17 protein-coding genes are annotated in these 18,004 nt (G+C 69.6%); 2 read left to right on the top strand and 15 right to left on the bottom strand.

Going from position 1 to position 18,004, the window contains the following annotated elements; all coding sequences use genetic code 11:
• Positions 1–60: 60 nt before the first annotated feature.
• The 10 genes from DMP23_RS46640 to DMP23_RS46685 all read right to left on the bottom strand — a co-directional run bounded on the left by DMP23_RS46640 (position 61) and on the right by DMP23_RS46685 (position 9,943).
• The gene (locus DMP23_RS46640; protein ID WP_337825102.1) at positions 61–690 is read right to left on the bottom strand and encodes a flavin reductase family protein; all 630 of its coding nucleotides are present in this window, start codon (positions 688–690) and stop codon (positions 61–63) included.
• 6 nt (positions 691–696) lie between these two features.
• Positions 697–2,319 carry an amidohydrolase gene (locus DMP23_RS46645; protein WP_337825103.1) on the bottom strand — a complete coding sequence of 541 codons (1,623 nt, stop codon included), beginning with the start codon at positions 2,317–2,319 and terminating at the stop codon, positions 697–699.
• Positions 2,316–3,341, bottom strand: a complete 1,026-nt coding sequence (locus DMP23_RS46650) for an ABC transporter ATP-binding protein (protein WP_337825104.1) — start codon at positions 3,339–3,341, stop codon at positions 2,316–2,318. The genes DMP23_RS46645 and DMP23_RS46650 overlap by 4 nt, the downstream gene beginning before the upstream one ends.
• Positions 3,338–4,156, bottom strand: coding sequence for an ABC transporter permease (locus tag DMP23_RS46655; protein ID WP_134666662.1), 819 nt, complete (start codon positions 4,154–4,156; stop codon positions 3,338–3,340). Before DMP23_RS46655 ends, DMP23_RS46650 begins: the two co-directional genes overlap by 4 nt.
• Positions 4,149–5,030, bottom strand: coding sequence for an ABC transporter permease (locus tag DMP23_RS46660; protein ID WP_037819849.1), 882 nt, complete (start codon positions 5,028–5,030; stop codon positions 4,149–4,151). Before DMP23_RS46660 ends, DMP23_RS46655 begins: the two co-directional genes overlap by 8 nt.
• On the bottom strand, positions 5,027–6,067 hold the full coding sequence (locus DMP23_RS46665; protein WP_337825105.1) for an extracellular solute-binding protein: 1,041 nt from the start codon (positions 6,065–6,067) through the stop codon (positions 5,027–5,029). The genes DMP23_RS46660 and DMP23_RS46665 overlap by 4 nt, the downstream gene beginning before the upstream one ends.
• A gap of 11 nt (positions 6,068–6,078) precedes the next feature.
• A complete protein-coding gene (locus DMP23_RS46670) occupies positions 6,079–7,356 on the bottom strand; it encodes an aminotransferase family protein (RefSeq protein ID WP_337825106.1) in 1,278 nt (425 codons plus the stop codon).
• 24 nt (positions 7,357–7,380) lie between these two features.
• Positions 7,381–8,820: an aldehyde dehydrogenase family protein gene (locus DMP23_RS46675; RefSeq protein WP_337825107.1), complete on the bottom strand. Its 1,440-nt coding sequence runs from the start codon at positions 8,818–8,820 to the stop codon at positions 7,381–7,383.
• A gap of 191 nt (positions 8,821–9,011) precedes the next feature.
• Positions 9,012–9,554, bottom strand: coding sequence for a TetR family transcriptional regulator (locus DMP23_RS46680; protein WP_043827980.1), 543 nt, complete (start codon positions 9,552–9,554; stop codon positions 9,012–9,014).
• Positions 9,555–9,658: 104 nt separating this feature from the next.
• Positions 9,659–9,943: an alkylmercury lyase gene (locus tag DMP23_RS46685; protein ID WP_337825108.1), complete on the bottom strand. Its 285-nt coding sequence runs from the start codon at positions 9,941–9,943 to the stop codon at positions 9,659–9,661.
• 180 nt (positions 9,944–10,123) lie between these two features.
• Here DMP23_RS46685 and DMP23_RS46690 point away from each other — a divergent pair, with 180 nt between their 5' ends.
• The gene (locus tag DMP23_RS46690; protein ID WP_337825109.1) at positions 10,124–11,254 is read left to right on the top strand and encodes an FAD-dependent oxidoreductase; all 1,131 of its coding nucleotides are present in this window, start codon (positions 10,124–10,126) and stop codon (positions 11,252–11,254) included.
• On the opposite strand, the gene DMP23_RS46695 is transcribed toward DMP23_RS46690, so the two are convergent.
• Genes DMP23_RS46695 through DMP23_RS46710 form a run of 4 tightly spaced genes read right to left on the bottom strand, consistent with a single transcriptional unit; the run spans position 11,241 to position 14,571 of the window.
• Positions 11,241–12,179 carry a GNAT family N-acetyltransferase gene (locus tag DMP23_RS46695; protein WP_337825110.1) on the bottom strand — a complete coding sequence of 313 codons (939 nt, stop codon included), beginning with the start codon at positions 12,177–12,179 and terminating at the stop codon, positions 11,241–11,243. The genes DMP23_RS46690 and DMP23_RS46695 overlap by 14 nt on opposite strands.
• A gap of 12 nt (positions 12,180–12,191) precedes the next feature.
• Positions 12,192–12,869: an aspartate/glutamate racemase family protein gene (locus DMP23_RS46700; protein ID WP_337825111.1), complete on the bottom strand. Its 678-nt coding sequence runs from the start codon at positions 12,867–12,869 to the stop codon at positions 12,192–12,194.
• Complete coding sequence (locus DMP23_RS46705) at positions 12,866–13,870, bottom strand: D-cysteine desulfhydrase (RefSeq protein WP_337825112.1); 1,005 nt, start codon at positions 13,868–13,870, stop codon at positions 12,866–12,868. Before DMP23_RS46705 ends, DMP23_RS46700 begins: the two co-directional genes overlap by 4 nt.
• A 44-nt stretch (positions 13,871–13,914) precedes the next feature.
• Positions 13,915–14,571 (bottom strand): IclR family transcriptional regulator, encoded by a 657-nt coding sequence (locus DMP23_RS46710; protein WP_336158900.1) that lies wholly within the window; start codon positions 14,569–14,571, stop codon positions 13,915–13,917.
• A gap of 133 nt (positions 14,572–14,704) precedes the next feature.
• On the opposite strand from DMP23_RS46710, the gene DMP23_RS46715 reads away from it, so the two are divergent.
• On the top strand, positions 14,705–16,561 hold the full coding sequence (locus DMP23_RS46715) for an FAD-binding monooxygenase (protein ID WP_337825113.1): 1,857 nt from the start codon (positions 14,705–14,707) through the stop codon (positions 16,559–16,561).
• Here the strand turns inward: DMP23_RS46715 and DMP23_RS46720 are convergent.
• The gene (locus tag DMP23_RS46720; protein WP_337825114.1) at positions 16,548–17,987 is read right to left on the bottom strand and encodes an alpha/beta hydrolase; all 1,440 of its coding nucleotides are present in this window, start codon (positions 17,985–17,987) and stop codon (positions 16,548–16,550) included. The two genes, DMP23_RS46715 and DMP23_RS46720, sit on opposite strands and share 14 nt — an antisense overlap.
• Positions 17,988–18,004 lie beyond the last annotated feature (17 nt).

Here is an 18,004-nt window from a genome sequence, read left to right on the forward strand (position 1 = left end):
CGGCCCCGGCCGTCCGAAGACGTCCGGCGAGATCCAGCGCGAATGGGCCTGCCAGCAGGGTCAGCTGCCCGCATCGGAATGCTGACCCGCGGCCAGGAACTCCTCCGGAGCGGGGATCGGCACCCGCACCCAGTTGTTCACCCGGGTGAACGTCGCGCCGCCCATGCGGCCCACCGGGTGGTACACGTCCTGGTCCAGCCAGCCGTCCGGGCGCAGCAGGCGGTCGTCCACCGCGACTCCGACCACCTCGCCGAAGACCAGGTGCGAGCCCCGGAACTCCTCGATCTTCACCAGCGTGCATTCCAGGCTCGGGCCCGCCCCGGCGGGATGCGGCGCGGCGATCCGCACCCCGGGCGTCCACGACAGACCCACGTGTTCCGCCTCGTCCACTGAAGAGTCCACTGTGGACGCGGTGCGCGCGACCAATTCCTCCTGGCCGCTCAGTGCGATCGTGATCGCGAACTCGCGCTGGGCCTCGATATTGACCAAGGTGTCTTTCGGCGCTTCCGAAATCGAGAACAGCACCGTCGGCGGGTCCATGGTCAGCGGCGCGAAGTAGCTGAACGGCGCGAGGTTCCGCACCCCCGCGCCGTCCACTGTGCTCACCCACGCGATCGGCCGCGGGACGACGGCGTTCTTCACCATCCACACGAAAGCGCCGCGGTCAGCGTCGGTGTTGCTGCTGTACACGAAACCTCACTCCGTCACTACCTGTCCCCCGAGCATGGTCAGTTCCGACCGTACGCTGAGCAACTCCGGACCCGCAGCGGTGACCGGATCGTGGGCGAACACCGCCAGGTCGGCGAGGGAACCTACACGGAGCGTTCCCTTGACGGACTCCGCGTGTTCCAGCCACGCCGGGCCAGTGGTCCACAGGCGCAGCGCCTCCTCCCTGGTCAGCGGGTCGGCCACCATGGAGAAGGCGTTCGGGCCGGGCAGACCGGTGAAGGTCACGACGCCGCGGCGCCAGTCCGGCACGGTCACCGGGGCGTCCGAGCTGTCGGCGACCGCCACGCCGTGGTCCAGCAGGGCTCGCGCGGGGAAAGCGTCGGCCCACCGCTCCTCGCCCAGCACGCGGACCATTGACGGGCCGCTGTAGGTCCGCATCAGCGAGCTGGTGATGACCCCGATTCCGGACCGCGCCAGGCGGGAGAGCACGGCGGTGGACAAGAAGGTGCCGTGGATCAAGGCGTGCCGCGCCTCCGGCCAGGGGTCGACGGCCTGGGCCGCCTCGATCGCGTCGACTACCGCGTCCGCCGCTCGGTCCCCGGTCACGTGGACTTGCACGCGCACCCGCCGGACGTGTGCGGCCAGGATCAGTTCGTGCAGCTCACGCACGCGCGCGTCGTCGTCGGCGCCGAAGGTCACCAGGCTTCCGTGCCCGCCGGACGGGTACGCCGAGTGCATCCACGCGGTGCAGTGCGTCGGCACGCCGTCGGCGAACAGTTTGATGCCGCCGATCCGCAGCAGGTCGTCGCCGACCGAGAAATCCGTCTCGTCCAGCAGTTCCGCCAGCGAGGCGGCGGACGTCGCCGGCGACGGCCAGTTCCAGTGCAGCAGCGCGGTGATCCGCATCCGCAGCCGGCCGGCGGCGTGCAGGTCCCGGTAGTCCTGCCACAGGTCCGGCGGGACGATCGGATCGGTCACGCTCGTCATCCCGAGGGCGTTCAACCGTTCCATGCTGCGCACGATCGAATCCAGCCGGACGGACCGGCTCGGTTTCGGCACCAGCGAGGCGACCAGTTCCTGCGCGCTTTCCACGAGTACCCCGGTCGGCTCGCCGGCGGCGTCACGCACGATCTCCCCGGCTTCCGGATCCGGTGTCGCCGCGGTGATCCCGGCCCGCGCGAGCGCCGCGCTGTTCGCCCACACCTCGTGGGACGACGCGTGATGCAGCACCGTCGGTTGCGAGCCAGTCACGCTGTCGAGCCAGGCTCGGGTCGGCACCGCTCGTTCATCGGCGAATTCGGCGATCGTCGTTTCCCGCCAGCCACGACCGACGATCCACTCCCCCGGCGGCGCACTGGTCAACGCACGGGCTACCGCGGAAAGATCCGGCGCGGCCGAAAGGTCCACACAGAACTCCGGACCGGCGGCGGCGTGGAAAGCCAGGTGCAAATGCGCGTCGTTCAGTCCAGGAAGGACAGTCCGGCCCGCCAGTTCGACGACCCGCGCGTCCGGTGCGGCCGCCGCGGAAACCGTCTCGTCGTCGCCGACCGCGGCGATCCGGCCGTCCGACACCAGCACCGCGGAAACGGTCCCGACTGCCGGATCGAACGTCCGGACCACTCCGCCGCGCAGCAGCACATCCTCGGTCATACCGCCGCCAATTCCGGGACTTCGGCGCTCGGCACCACGGCCTGATGCTCCGGATGCCAGGCCGCGATCACCTCGTCCCCGGGCCGATGCTCGTGCGCGACCCCGGCCGACAACACCGCGCACCCGCGCGCACCGTCGGAATACTGCAGCCAAATCCGCGTGTGATCGCCGACGTACACGATGTCGGTCACCTGCGCGCTCGCCCGCTGGTGTCCACTCGGGACTGGATCCGCGGAAGTGCGCAGGGTCAAGCGTTCCGGCCGCACGATCGTCACCTCCCCCGGCGTCAGCGACAACGCATTGGACTCCCCGACGAACTGCGCGACGAACAACGTCTCCGGCCGCTCGTACAATTCCTCCGGCGTGCCGACCTGTTCGATCCGGCCGTCGTTGAACACCGCGATCCGGTCCGACAACGTCAACGCCTCCTGCTGGTCGTGCGTCACGAAGAGGAACGTCATGCCCAATTCCCGGTGCATGCGCGCGATTTCCCGCTGCAACTGATCGCGCAGCTTCTTGTCCAGCGCACCCAAAGGCTCGTCCATCAGCAACGCGCGCGGTTCGTATACCACCGCTCGCGCCAGAGCGACGCGCTGCTGCTGGCCGCCGGAAAGCTGGCGCGGCAACCGATCCCGCACCGCCGACAATCCGACTAGGTCCAGCACGTCGTCCACCCGCCGTGCGATCTCCGGCTTCGGCACCTTGCGCCGCGTCAGTCCAAACGCGACATTGCGCGCCACCGACATGTGCGGGAAAAGCGCATATTGCTGGAAAACCACCCCGAGGTTCCGCCGGTGCGGTTTGAGCCGCGAGATCTCCTGACCGTCCACAGTGATCGATCCGGACGTGAGCGGGGTGAATCCGGCGATCATCGACAGCATGGTCGTCTTGCCCGAACCGGACGGGCCGAGGAAGGTCATGAACTCGCCGTCGGCGATGTGCAGCGAAACGTCGTCCACGGCGGGCCGGTCGACGCCGGGGTACGCCTTCGTCACGTGTGCGGTCGCGATTCCGTCAGTCATGATTGCTCTTTTCGGCGCAGAACGGCGGGGACGAACAGCAGGATGGTGGTGAACACGACGATCAGGCTCGACGCGGCGGCGATCGTCGGGTCGATTTCCAGCACGATCGATTCGTACATTTTCACCGGCAGCGTCTTGATCGCGGGCGTCTGCAGGAACAGCGCGACCACGACCTCGTCGAACGACGTGGCGAAGGCGAACACGAAACCGGACAGCACGCCGGGCGCGATGATCGGGAGCACGACCTTGCGCACCGTCGTCCAGCGCGGCGCGCCGAGGCTCGCCGCCGCCTTCTCCATGATCGGGTCGTATCCGGCGAGGCTGGTCTGCACCGAGGTGAGCACGAACGGCAGTCCCAGCACCGCGTGCGCCAGCACGAAACCGAGCATCGTGCCGTTCAGCTGCCAGCGCAGGAAGACGCCGTAAATCGCGACCGCCACGACGATGCCGGGCAGGATCATCGGAGCCATCAGCAACTGCCGGACGATGCCCCTCCCCCGCCGCATCCGGTCGAGCGCCAGCGCGGCCGCCACGCCGAGCACGGTCGCCAGCGCCGCGGCGAGCACCCCGACCTGGACCGAATTCGCCAGCGCGGCCAGCCATTGCTTGCTGGTGAAGAACTCCGCGTACCAGTGCCACGACCAGTCCTTCGGAGGGAACTCGAACGTCGAGCCCGCGCCGAAGCTCATCGGGATCACCACGAGCGTCGGCGCGACGAGCACGAACGCGACGAGCGCGACCCACACGCGCAAGCCCCAGCCGAGACTCCGCTGCCGCACCGCGGCGGCCCTGCTGATGGACGGATTGTCAGCCACGGTCGGCACCTCCAGCCGCACTGGTGCCCAGCGGCGCGGCCACGCGGCTGAGCACGGCGAGCACCACGAGCGTGACGACCAGCAGGATCGTCCCGAGCGCGCCGGCGCCCGCGAAGTCCAGCAGATCGTTGACCTGGGTGCCGATCACCTGTGCGACCAGCGCCTGCTGCGGCGTGCCGAGCAGCGCCGGGGTGATGTAGAAGCCCAGCGACATGATGAACACCACAGACACCCCCGCCAGCACGCCCGGCATCGACAGCGGCACGTAGACCCGCAGGAACGCGACCGGACGCCGCGCGCCGAGGCTGCCCGCCGCGTGCAGCAGGCTGCGGTCGATGCTCAGCATCGAACTTTGCAGCGGCAGCACCATGAACGGCAACATCACCTGCACCATCGCGACCGTCACGCCGGCCACCGAACCCAGCAGCACGACCCCGTCGATGCCGATCGCCGACAGCATCCGGTCGATGACGCCGCCGCGCTGTTCGAGCACGTACCAGGCGAAGTTGCGCGCCATCAGGCTGGTCCAGAACGGCATCAGCACCAGCAGCGTCAACACCGACCGGGCGCGACGGCCGACGAGCGTCATCGCATACGCGTAGGGATAGGCGATGACGAGCGTCGCCACCGTGATGATCAGCGCCGTCCGCAAAGTCCGCAGCAGCACCCGGATCTGCACCTCGTCGCCGAGCACCGCCAGGTAATTGCCGACCCCGAACGACGGTTCGGTGAAGCTCCGCCACAGGATCACGGCGAGCGGATAGAAGAAGAACACCAGCACCACCGCCGCGGCGGGGAGCAGCAGCCACGAAGTCCGCCGTTTCTCGCGCCCGGCCCGCGGCACGGCCGGGACGCGGGTCGCCACGGCGGTCATCCGGTCGTCCAATCCGACCACGCCTTGACCAGCTCGGGCCGGTTCGCCGCCCAGTAGCGCACGTTGCTGAGCACTCGCAAGTCCTCCTTGCCCTCGCCCCAGATGTCGAGCTGGCGGCCGATCTCCGAACGGGCGGCGGGGGCGGCCGTGTTGGCCGGTCCCACGCCCGCCCGCGCGGCGAAGTCCGCCGCTTGCGCCGGTTGCGAGGCGAAGCGGATGAGCTTCTTCGCCTCTTCGGCGCGTGCCGTCCCCTTCGGCACCACCAGGACATCCCAGGTCACCGGAACCGGGATGTCAGGCACCACTTTCCAGTTCGTCGCACCGGCCTTGAGCAGCGAGAACGCCCGCGCGCTGACGACCAGCGCCATGTCCGCCTGCCCGCCGGCCATGCGCTGCTGCTGGTCGCCGTAGGTGCTGCTGATGGCCAGCTGCGGCCGGATCCGGTCGTACATCCGCAGCGCGCGGCGCATGTCGAGCGGGTACAGCTTGTCCCGCGGCACTCCGTCGGCCAGCAGCGCCGCCTCGATGGTGCCGACGCTCGGGTCGCCGCCGTAGATGATGCGGCGTCCGGGGAACTGCTTCGGGTCGAAGAAATCCGCGAGTTTCGTCGGCGGATGCTTGCCGTAGACCTTCGAGTCGTACATCAGCATCATGCCGAAGAACGCGTCCGGCACCCCGCAGTCGGTGAGCGAGCCCTCCGGGAACCCGGAAGCCTGCGCGCCCATGTCGACGGGTTCGAGCAGGCTCCCGCACACCGCGGCGGCAGCGGACGCGTCGGTGTCGACGACGTCCCAGGTCACCTTCCCGGCCTCGACCATCGCCTTGAGCTTGGCGTTGCTCGACGGGCCGTCGAGGGTGACCGTCGTCCCGGTCTGCTTCTCGTACGGGTCGAGCCACGCGGCGCGCTGGCCCGCCTGGTACGCGCCTTGGCCGTAGGAAACGAACACGAGCGAGTTCGGCCCGCCCTCGGAAATCGCGCAGCCGGCGGTGGTGAGCAGAAGCGCGGCGGACAACAGCGTCGGTATCCGGCGTCTCATGGCTCCTCCGTTCAGCTCGCCGCGGCGGCGACGTGCTTGCACAGCACGTCGGCCAAAGTGTCGATCTGGTCCTCGGTGATCACCAGCGGCGGGGACAGCACGATGCTGGTCCCGGACGCGCGGACCACCACGCCGTCCGCGCGGCAGCCCGCCTGCACCGGTGCGGTGGGCCGGTCCGCGAACTCGATGCCGAGCATCAGGCCGACCCCGCGGACCTCGCGCACGTGCGGCAGTTCGGCGAGCGGGTCGAGCCGCTCGCGCAGCCGGGCGCCGAGGACGGTGGCGCGGTCGAGCAGGTTCTCCTTTTCGATCAGGTCGAGGTTCGCCAGCGCGACCGCCGAACCGACCGGGTGGCCGTTGTAGGTGAAGCCGTGCAGGAACGCAGCGCCTTCGGCGAGCTCCAGCACCCTCCGTCCAATGAGGACCGCACCCATCGGAATGTACCCGCTGGTGAGCCCCTTCGCGGTGACGATCATGTCCGGCTCGATGCCGAAGTGCTCGCTGCCGAACCAGTGCCCGGTGCGGCCGAACGCGGTGACGATCTCGTCCACGATCAGGAGAATCCCGTGTCGCCGCAGCACTTCCTGCACGCGCGGCCAGTAACCCTCCGGCGGCGGCACCATCCCGCCGACGCCGAGCACCGGTTCCCCGATGAACGCGGCGATCCGATGTGGACCGATCTCCTCGATCCGCTTCTCCAGCTCGGCCACCAGAATGTCTGTCGCGTTGGGACCATGCTCGATGCCGTGCGGTTTGCCGAGCCATTCGACGCCCGGCAGCAGCGGACCGTACCCGGCGCGCAGGCCTTCAATGCCAGTCGCGGCCAGCGAGGCGCCGCCCATGCCGTGGTAACCGCCGTGCCGCGCCAACACCACCGTGCGCTCGGGCGAACCGGCGTGATGGAAGGCGAGGCGGGCGAGTTTGATCGCGGTTTCGTTGCCCTCCGAACCGCCGTTGGTGAGGTAAACGCGTTCCAGACCCTCCGGGGCGAGCGACAGGAGGCGTTCGCCGAGGCGGATCGACGGAGCGTTGGAGTAGTCGCCGAAGGACGAGTAGAACTCCAGCTTGCGGATCTGCTCGGCGGCGACGTCGGCGAGTTCGGCGCGGCCGTGGCCGACCGGGCACTGCCACAGGCCGCAGGTGCCGTCGATGTACTGGTTGCCTTCGGTGTCCCAGAGCAGCGCGCCTTCGCCGCGGTCGAGGACGAGCGGTTCGGCGGGGTCGCCGATGACGGTGTGCGGGTGGATGAGGGTGCGCTGGTCGGCAGCGGCGAGTTCAGCGGTGGTCAACGCGGATTCCTTTCGGGGAGCGGTTCAGAACCGCAGAGCGACGGCTTTGGTCTCGGTGTAGGCATCGATGCCTTCGGCCCCGCCTTCGCGTTCCTGGCCGGAGTTCTTCTGGCCGCCGAAGGGAAGTTCCGGACGCACCGGTGCCGGGTCGTTGACGCCGAACACGCCGAAATCGAGCCGGTCGAGCGTGCGCCAGATGCGGCGCAGATCGGTGCCGAACACGTAGGCGGCGAGGCCGTAATCAGTGGAGTTGGCGAGTTCGATGGCCTCGTCGTCGGTGCGGAAGGCCGACACCGCGAGCACCGGGCCGAACGTTTCCTCGCGGCTGATGAGCATGTCCGGGGTGACGCCGTCCAGCACGGTGGGCTCGAAGAAATGGCCCGGCAGCGCGGGATCCGTCCACCGGTTGCCGCCGACGAGCACGCGCGCGCCCTTGCCGACCGCGTCCGCCACCTGGTTCTCCACCTTCGCCAGACCGGCCTCGTCGATCAGCGGACCGACGTTGGTGCCTTCGGCGTCGCCCCGGCCGACCTTCAGCGCGCTGGTTTTCTTTTCGATCAAGGAAAGCAGGTCGTCGCGGACGCTTTCGTGGACGTACAGCCGGTTCACCGCGGTGCAGCTTTGCCCGGCGTTGAAGAACTTCCCGGTGACGACGCCCGCCGCCGCGGCTTCGAGGTCGGCGTCCTCGAACACGATCGCCGGCGAGTGCCCGCCCATTTCGAGCGACGTGCGGCGGAGGATGTCGCCGGTCTGGCGCAGCAGGCCCAATCCGACCTCGGTGGAGCCGGTGAAGCTGACCTTGCGCAGCCGCCGGTCGGCCAGCAATTCTCCGACGAGTTCCGCGGGCCGCGTGGTGGTCAGCGACTGCAGCACCCCGGCAGGCAAACCGGTGTCCTGCACGATTTCCAGCAGCGCGGTGGCGATCAGCGGAGTCTGCTCGGCCGGTTTCGCGATCACCGGACAGCCCGCCGCGAGCGCGAGCCCGACCTTGCGGATCAGCATGCTGGCCGGGAAGTTCCACGGCGTGATCGCGAGCACCGGGCCGACCGGCGAGCGCAGCACGAGCCCGGGACCGGCCGCGTTCGCCGGCGTGACCCGCCCGTACGCGCGGCGGCCCTCCTCCGCGGCCCACTCCAGCATCCGGGCGGCCCCGGCCAGTTCGCCGTTCGCCTCGGCGAGCGGTTTCCCGTTCTCGCGGCTCAGCAACGCGGCCAGTTCTCCTTGCCGGGCGCGGATTCCGGCGGCCGCGGCGCGCAGATGGCCGCTGCGGGTCTCCGGATCGGTGTCCGCCCAGCCGCGGGCGGCGCGCGCGGCCGCGGCCAGTGCGTCCCGCGCCTGCTCGGGCCCCGCGTCGGCGGCCTGGCCGAGGACGGCGAGGCTCGCGGGGTCGACGACGTCGAACGTCGCCGGGGCGGAATGCCAGCGGCCGTCGATCAGCAAGGTCGCGGCGGCGGTGTCGGGCATCGGGTACGCCTTTCGGTTCGGCGGCTTCGGGGATGCGCCGAGTCTGACCCCTAGGTGTTGATTAAGTCAACACCTGAGCGAGAACGAAATTCCGGATAGGACAGTGGGAAGTTCTTGCGGCGCAACAGTATCCGGCAACACTTCGACCCCGGCGGCGTCGGGCGCGGCCGGGGCAGGGGGTCCGGGTTCGGTTAACGCGCGGCCGCGAGCAGGCCGCGCAGGGCTTCGAGCGCCGGGCCCGGATCGACGTCCGGATCCGCCGCCTGGTGCAGGAACATTCCGTCGAGGGCGTAGAACACGAGCTGGGCCAGCCCGCCGTCGGCCGACAGTTCCTTGCCGACCGCGGCGAGATAGCCGTCGTAGAGCCGCCGCACGACCGGCCGCAGTTCGGGCCGCCGCGCCGCTTCCACGACCAGCTGGTACTGGAACACTTGCAGGTCCGCGCTGTCCCGGAACCGCTGGCGCACCTCGGGACCGTCCGCGTAGACGCCGGTGCGGGCGCCGATCAGGCCGTTCTCCGCGCTCTCCTCCAGCACCAGGTCCAAAGAGGACTGGAGGAGGTCGTCGATCGAGGAGAAATGGTGCTGGACCGCGCCGGTGGTGCAACCCGCCGCCCGCGCGACCGCACGGTAGGTGAGGCCGCGCAGCCCCTCGGAAGCGACCACGCCGACCGCCGCCCGGCGCAGGGCGAGCTTCGTCCCGGTCGGGTCGTCCGCGGTTCCGGACCGGCTCATCCGCACCTCCTCGGCTTCGTCCGGGCGAGCGTACATTACATCTGTAATGTGAACCAGAGCGGCGGGCGCCCCGAAGACAATTAGCGAGCTGCAACGGCTTCCGGTCAGGCCTTCACGGCCGCCAACGCGGCGAGAACCCGCTCCCGGGTCGGCACGTCAAGGCGGCAGGCGTCCGCCGTCACCGGCCCGGGTGTGCCCATCACGTCGACCCCGTCGACCAGGATCGTCGGCGAACGGTAGCTGCCGACGCGTTCGACGACCGCCGCGTCGAGGCCGCTCTCGGCGAGGCACTCGGCCACCAGCGACCGGGCCGCTTCGGCGTTCGGGCAGTCCGGGGCGGTCAGCAGTTCCACCCGCGTCCCGCGGATCTCCGGCCCCGGTGCGCACATGAGCCCAGCCTAGGCGGAAATCCGTCCTTGACAATCCGCTTCCGGAAAAAGCTAGGGTGGCTCAGGACGTCGAAAGCCACGGCCCGGCAGGTAGTCCGGGCGGCGCGCCGCGCTCGTACTCGCACCTTTCCGGTGCGTCCAGCACGTCCCCTCGTTCCGTACTCAGAAGGGGAATTCGCGGTGCCCGGAAAACTTCGCGTCCTGATCATCGGCGGCGGCATCGGCGGGCTCGCGCTCGCGCAGGGATTGCACCGCGCCGGGGTTGCCGTCGCAGTCCGCGAACGTGACATCTCAGCGGCCGGCCGGTTGCAGGGGTACCGCCTGCGGCTCGACCCGCACGGCCTCGACGCGCTGGACCGGCTGCTTCCTGCCCCTCTCAGCCGGGCGATCTGGGATGCCAGTTCGACGCCGTCGCGTACCAGTTACCTCACCGGGACGCCGCCGGAGGAACCGGTCGAACGCAATGTCTCGATCAACCGCCGCACGCTGCGCGAGATCCTCCTGCACGGGCTGGACGACGTCGTCGAGTTCGGCCGCGAATGCACCGGGTACCGCCTGGACGACACCGTCACCGCGACGTTCGCCGACGGATCCACCGCTTCAGCGGACCTCCTGGTGGCCGCCGACGGCGTAAATTCGTTTATCCGACGCCAATACCTGCCGCACGCCCGCGTCGTGGACACCGGTGTGCGCATCATGTACGGCCGCTTCCCGCTCACCCGCGAGACCGCCGCGCTGATCCCCGACGAGTGGTTCGGGATCTACCGCGGGCTCTTCGGCCCGGACCACCAGCACATCGGCATCGCCCCGGTCCACTCCCGGCGTCCGCCGTCGCTGCCAGGGCTCACCGACACCAGCGACTACGTGATGTGCCTGTTCGCCGCGCGCACCGAACTGCTGCCGTGCGCCGACGACGAACTCCGCGCCGCGACCGGGCGCGAGTTGCGGGACATGACGGTTTCGTTGGCCCGCAAGTGGAATCCGAAAGCCAGCGAACTGCTGGCCCTCGCCGATCCCGAGACGCTGTTCCCGATCTTCATGCGCACCAGCGTGCCGGTCGAGCCGTGGCCGACCACGTCGGTGACCCTGCTCGGCGACGCGATCCACGCGATGAGCCCTGCGGTCGGCGTCGGCGCGAACACCGCCCTGCGCGACGCCGAACTGCTCGCCAGGAAGCTCACCGAGACCGACCTCCTCCCCGCGCTGCGGGAGTACGAGACCGAGATGATCAGCTACGGCTTCGACGCGGTCCGGACGTCCGCGAAGTTCGGCGCGCTGCGGATGGGCCAGCCCCCGCTCACGCGGGCTTGAGCAGCGGCACGTCCCGGCACACTTCGCGGAACCCGACGCCGTAATACAACTCCCGCGCCGACGGATGTCCAGGCGCGCCAAGACAAGCAACCGTCGCGTGGGCAGCTCCGGCTGCCCGCGCGCGGTCCATCCCGTGCAGCAGCATCGCTCTGCCCAGTCCCCGCCGCCGGTAGTCCGGATGGGTGCCGACCGGCTCGAACTCGACGGTCTTGTTCGCCTCGTCCAGCCACATGATCGTGGACGCCGCCATCGTCCCGTCCGGCGCTTCGACCAGGACATGCAGGTCGCCGCGATACGCCGGGGTCGCGCGGACGCCCTCGTAGCCTTCCAGCGTGTACGCGGTCACGCCCCACGCGTCCACATGCGCCCGCACAGCCGCCTCCGGACCGGCTTCGGCGGCGGTGCGGAAGCGGAAACCGTCCGGCAGCACGGGCGTTTCGAGCACCTCGAGGTCGCGTTCGTTCAGCTGCGTCCAGGACCCGGTGTCGCCGAGGCCGTCCGGATCGGGCCCGTAGCCGTGCGCCGCCCAGCGCTCCAGGCCGAACTTGTCGGCCGCGCCGGGAAGCACGGTGCGCTCGAGGCCGTCCGAGGTGGCGTCGAACCAGTCGATCACGTCGTCGACCAGCCCGGCGTGGTCGGGATGGACCTGATATGCCAGGTAAGCACCGGTGACGTCTTTGACCGAGCCGTCGTTGAGCCGCACGCTCCGGGGCAGTTGCGCCCAGCCCCACGCGACGAGGTCGTCGCCGGCGAACCACAGCCGGCGCATCCAGCTCGCGCCTTGTGCGGCGTGCCCTTTGCCCCAGTTCCAGGCCAGCTCGCCGTAGGAGGCGTCGCTGTTGACGAGTTCCGGGCGCACGGCAGTGATCCGCTGCGCGAGCTCCTGCATGAGCAGCACGTCCGCGGCGGTCAGCAGATCGGTCATGGCCGGACTCTGTCAGGCGGACGGCCGGACGTCGACCGGTTTTCCGCCGCAGCGGCGGATCACCGCGTCGGCGAGCAGGTCCGTCGGGTCCAGCACCCCGGTCGCGTTTCCCGCCACCAGCGGGAGTTCGGTGCACGCCAGCACCGACAACGGCACGCCGACCTCCGCCAGCGCCCGGTCGAAATGCGCCGCTCCACCGGCGAGGTCGCCGCGTTTCACCGCCGCCACCGCTGCGTCGACTTCCCGCTGCCCCGCCTCGGACGGCACCACCCACTCGACCTCGGGCACTCGCCGTTGGTACAGCCCGGCGGCGATCGTCCCGCGAGTGCCGAGCAGGCCGACCGGACCCGTCCGTCCGGCGAGGAAGTCCGCCGTTTCCGCGACCATGTCCACGAACGGCACCCCGCTGTCCGCGGCCAGCCGAGCCAGGAAGAAATGCGCGGTGTGGCAAGGCACGGCGATCACGGAGGCGCCGAGATCCCGCAGTTTTTCCGCTCCGGCAAGCAAAGCCGGATACGGGTCGGTGCTCCCGTCGAGCACCGCGGCGACCCGGTCCGGCACCGTCGGGTCGGCCCAGATCGCCACTCGAAGGTGGTCCTGGTCGCGCTCCGCGACCGTGCGCGCGATGAGCTTCGCGTAGAACTCCGCGGTCGCCGCGGGACCCATACCGCCGAGGACGCCCGCGATCACTGGAACGCGGACCGGTAGCCGAACAGCCCGGCGACGCCGCCTGTGTGCACGAAGACGACGCGGTCGGTCGCGGCGAACCGGCCTTCCGCGATTCCCCCGAGCAGACCGGCGAAGCCCTTTCCGGAGTACACCGGGTCCAGCAGGATTCCTTCGGTCTCGGCGAGCAGCCGCACCGCGTCGACCATGGACTGGGTCGGCACGCCGTAGCCCTCGCCGACCCAGCGGTCGTCCACCAGCACATCGTCACGGGAAACCTCGGTCCCGATCAGCTCCGCCGTCCGGACGGCCAGCCCGTGCACCGCGTCGATCTGCCGGGCTTCCGGCTGCCGCACGCTGACGCCGAGCACCCGCGCCGGACTGTGCACCGCGCGCAATCCGGCGACGAGTCCGGCCTGCGTGCCGGTGCTTCCGGTCGCGTGCACGACCCAGTCGACCGGGACCGGCGCGGCGTCCAGCTCCAGCGCGCACTGGACGTACCCGAGGGCGCCGATCGGATTCGACCCGCCGCCCGGGATCACGTACGGCCGCCGTCCCTCCGCGCGCAGTTTCGCTGCCACGTCTTCCATCGCCGCTGACATATCAGTTCCAGCCGGTACCCGGTCCACGATGTCGGCACCGAGCAGTTCGTCGAGGAACACGTTGCCGGAGTTCTCGTACTCCTCGTCGCGCACCTGCCGCTGTTCCAGCAGCAGTTTGCAGGCCAGTCCGGCGCGCGCGGCGGCCGCAGCGGTCTGCCGGGCGTGGTTCGACTGCGTCGCGCCCTGGGTGATCAGCGTGTCGGCGCCCTGCGCGAGCGCGTCGCCGACGAGGAATTCCAGCTTGCGCGTTTTGTTGCCGCCGGTCGCCAAACCGGTGCAGTCGTCGCGTTTGATCCAGAGGTCCGGTACGTCCCGGTGGCGTTCGCGCAATCGCGCGGTGAGCCGGTCCAGCGGTTCGAGCGGGGTCGGGAAGTGTCCGAGCGGGAAGCGGGCGAAGCGCGTCGTCTGTACCACGGACGCCATCGTGCTTCCCTCGCCCGGCCGCTGTCCACCGCGTCCATTGCGAGTTACGGATGCAGTTCGGCCCGGATCACCCGCGCCGCCCGCGCCAGCCGCTCCCCGATCGCGTCGATGTCCGCCGGACCGGTCAGATACACCACCGCGAGCGCGGCCGGATGCTGTCCGGGCACCGCGAGCGGCACCGCGATCGACGACAGCCCGGAGATCACCTCGTCATGACTGGTTTCGTACGGCGCTGTCCCCCCGCGCAGCTGCTGCAGGATCGCGCGACCCGGCGCGCCGTCGGTGATCGGGTGCCGGCTGCCCGGGCGCTGCGCCACCGCCGCCGTCGCCTGCCGCGGTTCGACGCTGGCCAGCGTGACCACGGAATCCTCGCCGTCGAGCGTCGCGAGGAACGCCGTCATGCCGAGTTCGTTCGCGAGCACGGTCAACTCAGGCAGCGCGGTCGACTGAAGATCGCGGGAAACGTTGCGCGCCAACGCCGCCAGCCGCGCCCCCAGCTCCAGTTCGCCGTTCGCGCCGCGCACGACCAGCCCGTGGTCCTCGAGCGTGCGCACGATGCGGTAGGTGATCGACCGGTGCAGCCCGAGCCGCGAGGCCAGCTCGCCGATCGACAGCGGCGCGTCGGCCTCGGCGAGCACTTCGAGCGCGGTGAGCCCGCGCGACAACGTCTGCGACCCGGCCGCTTGCTTGGCTTCCGTCACGACTCGGTCCTTCCCCGCGGGGTCTTGTGCACCGGCGCGGCCCACCCTAGCATCGTTGTACTCAATAATTGAACAGCGAGTTCTATTATTGAACACGGTCCCCTCTGGTGCTCACAGTGAGGTGAGGAAATCCATGCAGTTCCACCACCACGGCTACGTTTCCGGCGAACCGCGCGTCCTGCCCGCCGCCGGAACCGGAATCGACCGGCCCGCGGAACTGCCGGACGAGGTCGACGTGCTGATCGTGGGCACCGGCCCCGCGGGCATGATCACCGCCGCGCAGCTGTCCCGGTTCCCGCACGTCACCACGCGCATCGTCGAACGCCGCGGCGGACGGCTCGAGGTCGGGCAGGCGGACGGGATCCAGGCGCGCAGCGTCGAGACGTTCCAGGCCTTCGGTTTCGCGAACCGGATCGTCGAGGAGGCGTACCGGATCACCACGATGTCGTTCTGGAAGCCCGATCCCGCCGATCCGAAGCGCATCGTCCGCTCGTCGCGCGTGCCCGACGACCCCACCGGGATCAGCGAATTCCCGCATCTCATCGTCAACCAGGCCCGGGTGCAGGACTATTTCGCCGAGTACATGGCCCATTCGCCGAGCCGGATGACGCCCGATTTCGGCCTGGAATTCCAGTCGCTCACCATTACCGAGGGCGACGAATATCCCGTCACCGTCACACTGCGGCACACCGCCGGCCCGCGCACCGGCGAGGATCGCGTGGTCCGGGCCAAATACGTGGTCGGCTGCGACGGAGCCCGCAGCGCGGTGCGCGAATCGATCGGCCGGCAACTCGTCGGCGACCAGGCGCTGCACGCGTGGGGCGTGATGGACGTCCTCGCCGTCACCGATTTCCCGGACATCCGCACGAAATGCGCCATCCAGTCCCACGACGGCGGCAATATCCTGCTGATCCCGCGCGAGGGCGGCACATTGTTCCGGATGTACGTCGATCTGGGCGAGGTGTCCGAGGACGACCACGGCGCCGTGCGGAAGACGACGATCGACCAGATCATCGCGCGCGCCAACGCGATCATGAGTCCGTACACTGTGGACGTCAAGAACGTGGCCTGGCACAGCGTGTACGAGGTCGGCCATCGCCTCACCGACAAATTCGACGACGTTCCCGTCGGCGACACCCGGCTCCCGCGCGTCTTCATCACCGGCGACGCCTGCCACACGCACAGCGCGAAAGCCGGACAGGGCATGAACGTCTCGATGCAGGACGGGTTCAACATCGGCTGGAAACTGGGCCACGTCCTCGACGGCCGCGGTCCTGCTTCGCTGCTGGCCACCTATTCCGCGGAACGCCAGCTGATCGCGAAAAACCTCATCGACTTCGACAAGGAATGGTCGACCCTCATGGCGGCCCGGCCGGAGGACCTGGCCGATCCGGCGGAGCTGGAAGAGTTCTACGTGAAGACCTTCGAGTTCCCGTCCGGTTTCATGACGCGCTACCAGCCTTCGGTGCTCATCGCCTCGCCGGAGCACCAGGATCTGGCAACCGGGTTCCCAATCGGCAAACGGTTCAAGTCGGCACCCGTCACGCGAGTCTGCGACGCGAACACGGTCCACTTAGGACACCATGCCCAGGCCGACGGCCGGTGGCGCGTCTACGTCTTCGGACCCGCCGCCCCGGTGGCGGATTTCGCCGACTGGCTGGGGAATTCCCCGGACTCCCCGGTCGTGGCCCACACGCCGAAGAACCTGGACGTCGACGCCTGGTTCGACGTGAAGGTGATCTACCCGCGGCCGTACGAGGACGTCGATCTCGGCGAGGTCCCGGAGATCTTCCTGCCCCGCACCGGTCCGTTCTCGCTGATCGACTACGAGAAGATCTATGCGTCCGAAGACATCTTCACCGACCGCGGCATCTCACCCGACGGTGCGGTAGTGGTGGTACGGCCGGACCAATACGTCGCGAACGTCCTTCCCCTCACCGCTACCGCCGAGCTGGCCGCGTTCTTCGCCCCGATCTTCAGCGCCGAGTAGCCGGGGAAGGCTCGGCGGGACAGAAGCGATCCCGCGCCGGGAAATTCCCGCCGACCAGGTACGCCGTCGTCGTGTCGTTGAGGCATTGGTTAGTGCCCGCACCGTAAGCGACGTGTCCGCCCTGGTCGGCGGTGACCATCCGGGCCCGGGCGCCGAACGCCCAGCGCGTGCGCAACGCCCCGGGCAACGGCGTCGCCGGGTCGCGCAGGTTCTGCACCATCAGCACGTCGGCCGGTCCTTGGCCGGTGATCCGCACCTTCTGCTCCACCGGCGCGGGCCAGTACGCGCACGCCCGGATGTTGGCGGCGTATGCGCCGTACATCGGATACCGCGCCCGGTCGATCTCGACGTTGCGCTGATAGGTCCGCACCGACGTCGGCCACTGCGAATCCCCGCAGATCACCCCGAGGTACCCGACGGGGAAGCTGCCGCGATCGCCGGTCGCCTTCACGGCTGCTCCGGGGAGCGGCTGATGCGTGTCGAGCAGATGCCAATACGTGGCCAGTTCAGGGAAACTGGCGTCGTTCCGGAGTTCCCCGGACGTGAAGCCGCGGAACGCCGTCCCGTCGAACCCGGACTCCGGCTTGCGGTCCAGCCGGTCGGCCAGCTCGTAGTACTTCTTCGTCACCGCCGCCGGAGTGGTGCCCAGGTGATAGTCCTGGTCGTGCCTCGCGGCGAAGTTCGCGAAGTCGGGGAACCGCTGCTGGAAACCCATGCCTTGCGCGCGCAACGCCGCGACGTCGTATCCCTCCGGCGGCAAGCTGCTGTCCAGCACGATCCGGTCGCTGCGGTCCGGGAACAGCGTCGTGTACACCGCGCCGAGGTACGTGCCGTACGACTCGCCGTAATAGGAAATCTTCGCCTCCCCCAAGGCTTCCCGGATCCGGTCCATGTCCCGCGCCGTGTTCGCGGTGGTGATGAACGGCAACAGGTCGGCAGTCTCGGAACTCGTGCATTGCTTGGCGATCCGCTCCGCCAACTCGGCCGACTTCGCCACGTCCGCCGGGTTGTGCGGATAGGGCGGGTTGGCCGCGAGCGTCTTGTCCGCGTCGTTCAGGCCGCAGGTCAACCCCGCACTGGAACCGATCCCGCGCGGATCGAAGCCGACGATGTCATAGCTGTCCCGCACCGCCTGCGGAAACGGCAGCAGTGCCGGGACGCGCGACCCGGCGAGACCCGGCCCGCCCGGGTTGACCAGCAGCACCCCGCGCCGCTTCTCCGGCTTCGCCGCGGACAGCCGGGACACCGCGAGGTCGATCGTCCGCCCGTCCGGATGCCGGTAGTCCAGCGGAACGGTCACGGTCGAACACTGCAGGCCGGGTTGTCCCGGGCAGGCGCTCCACCGCGGCCCGGCCGAAGCGGGGGCAGCCGAAACCACCCCCGCCAGCACCGCGACGGCAAGCGCGATCGGCATGGTCTTTCGCATTCAGCTCTCCTCTTCGC

This window comes from Amycolatopsis sp. A1MSW2902, from assembly GCF_017312175.1.
Lineage (GTDB): Bacteria > Actinomycetota > Actinomycetes > Mycobacteriales > Pseudonocardiaceae > Amycolatopsis > Amycolatopsis nivea.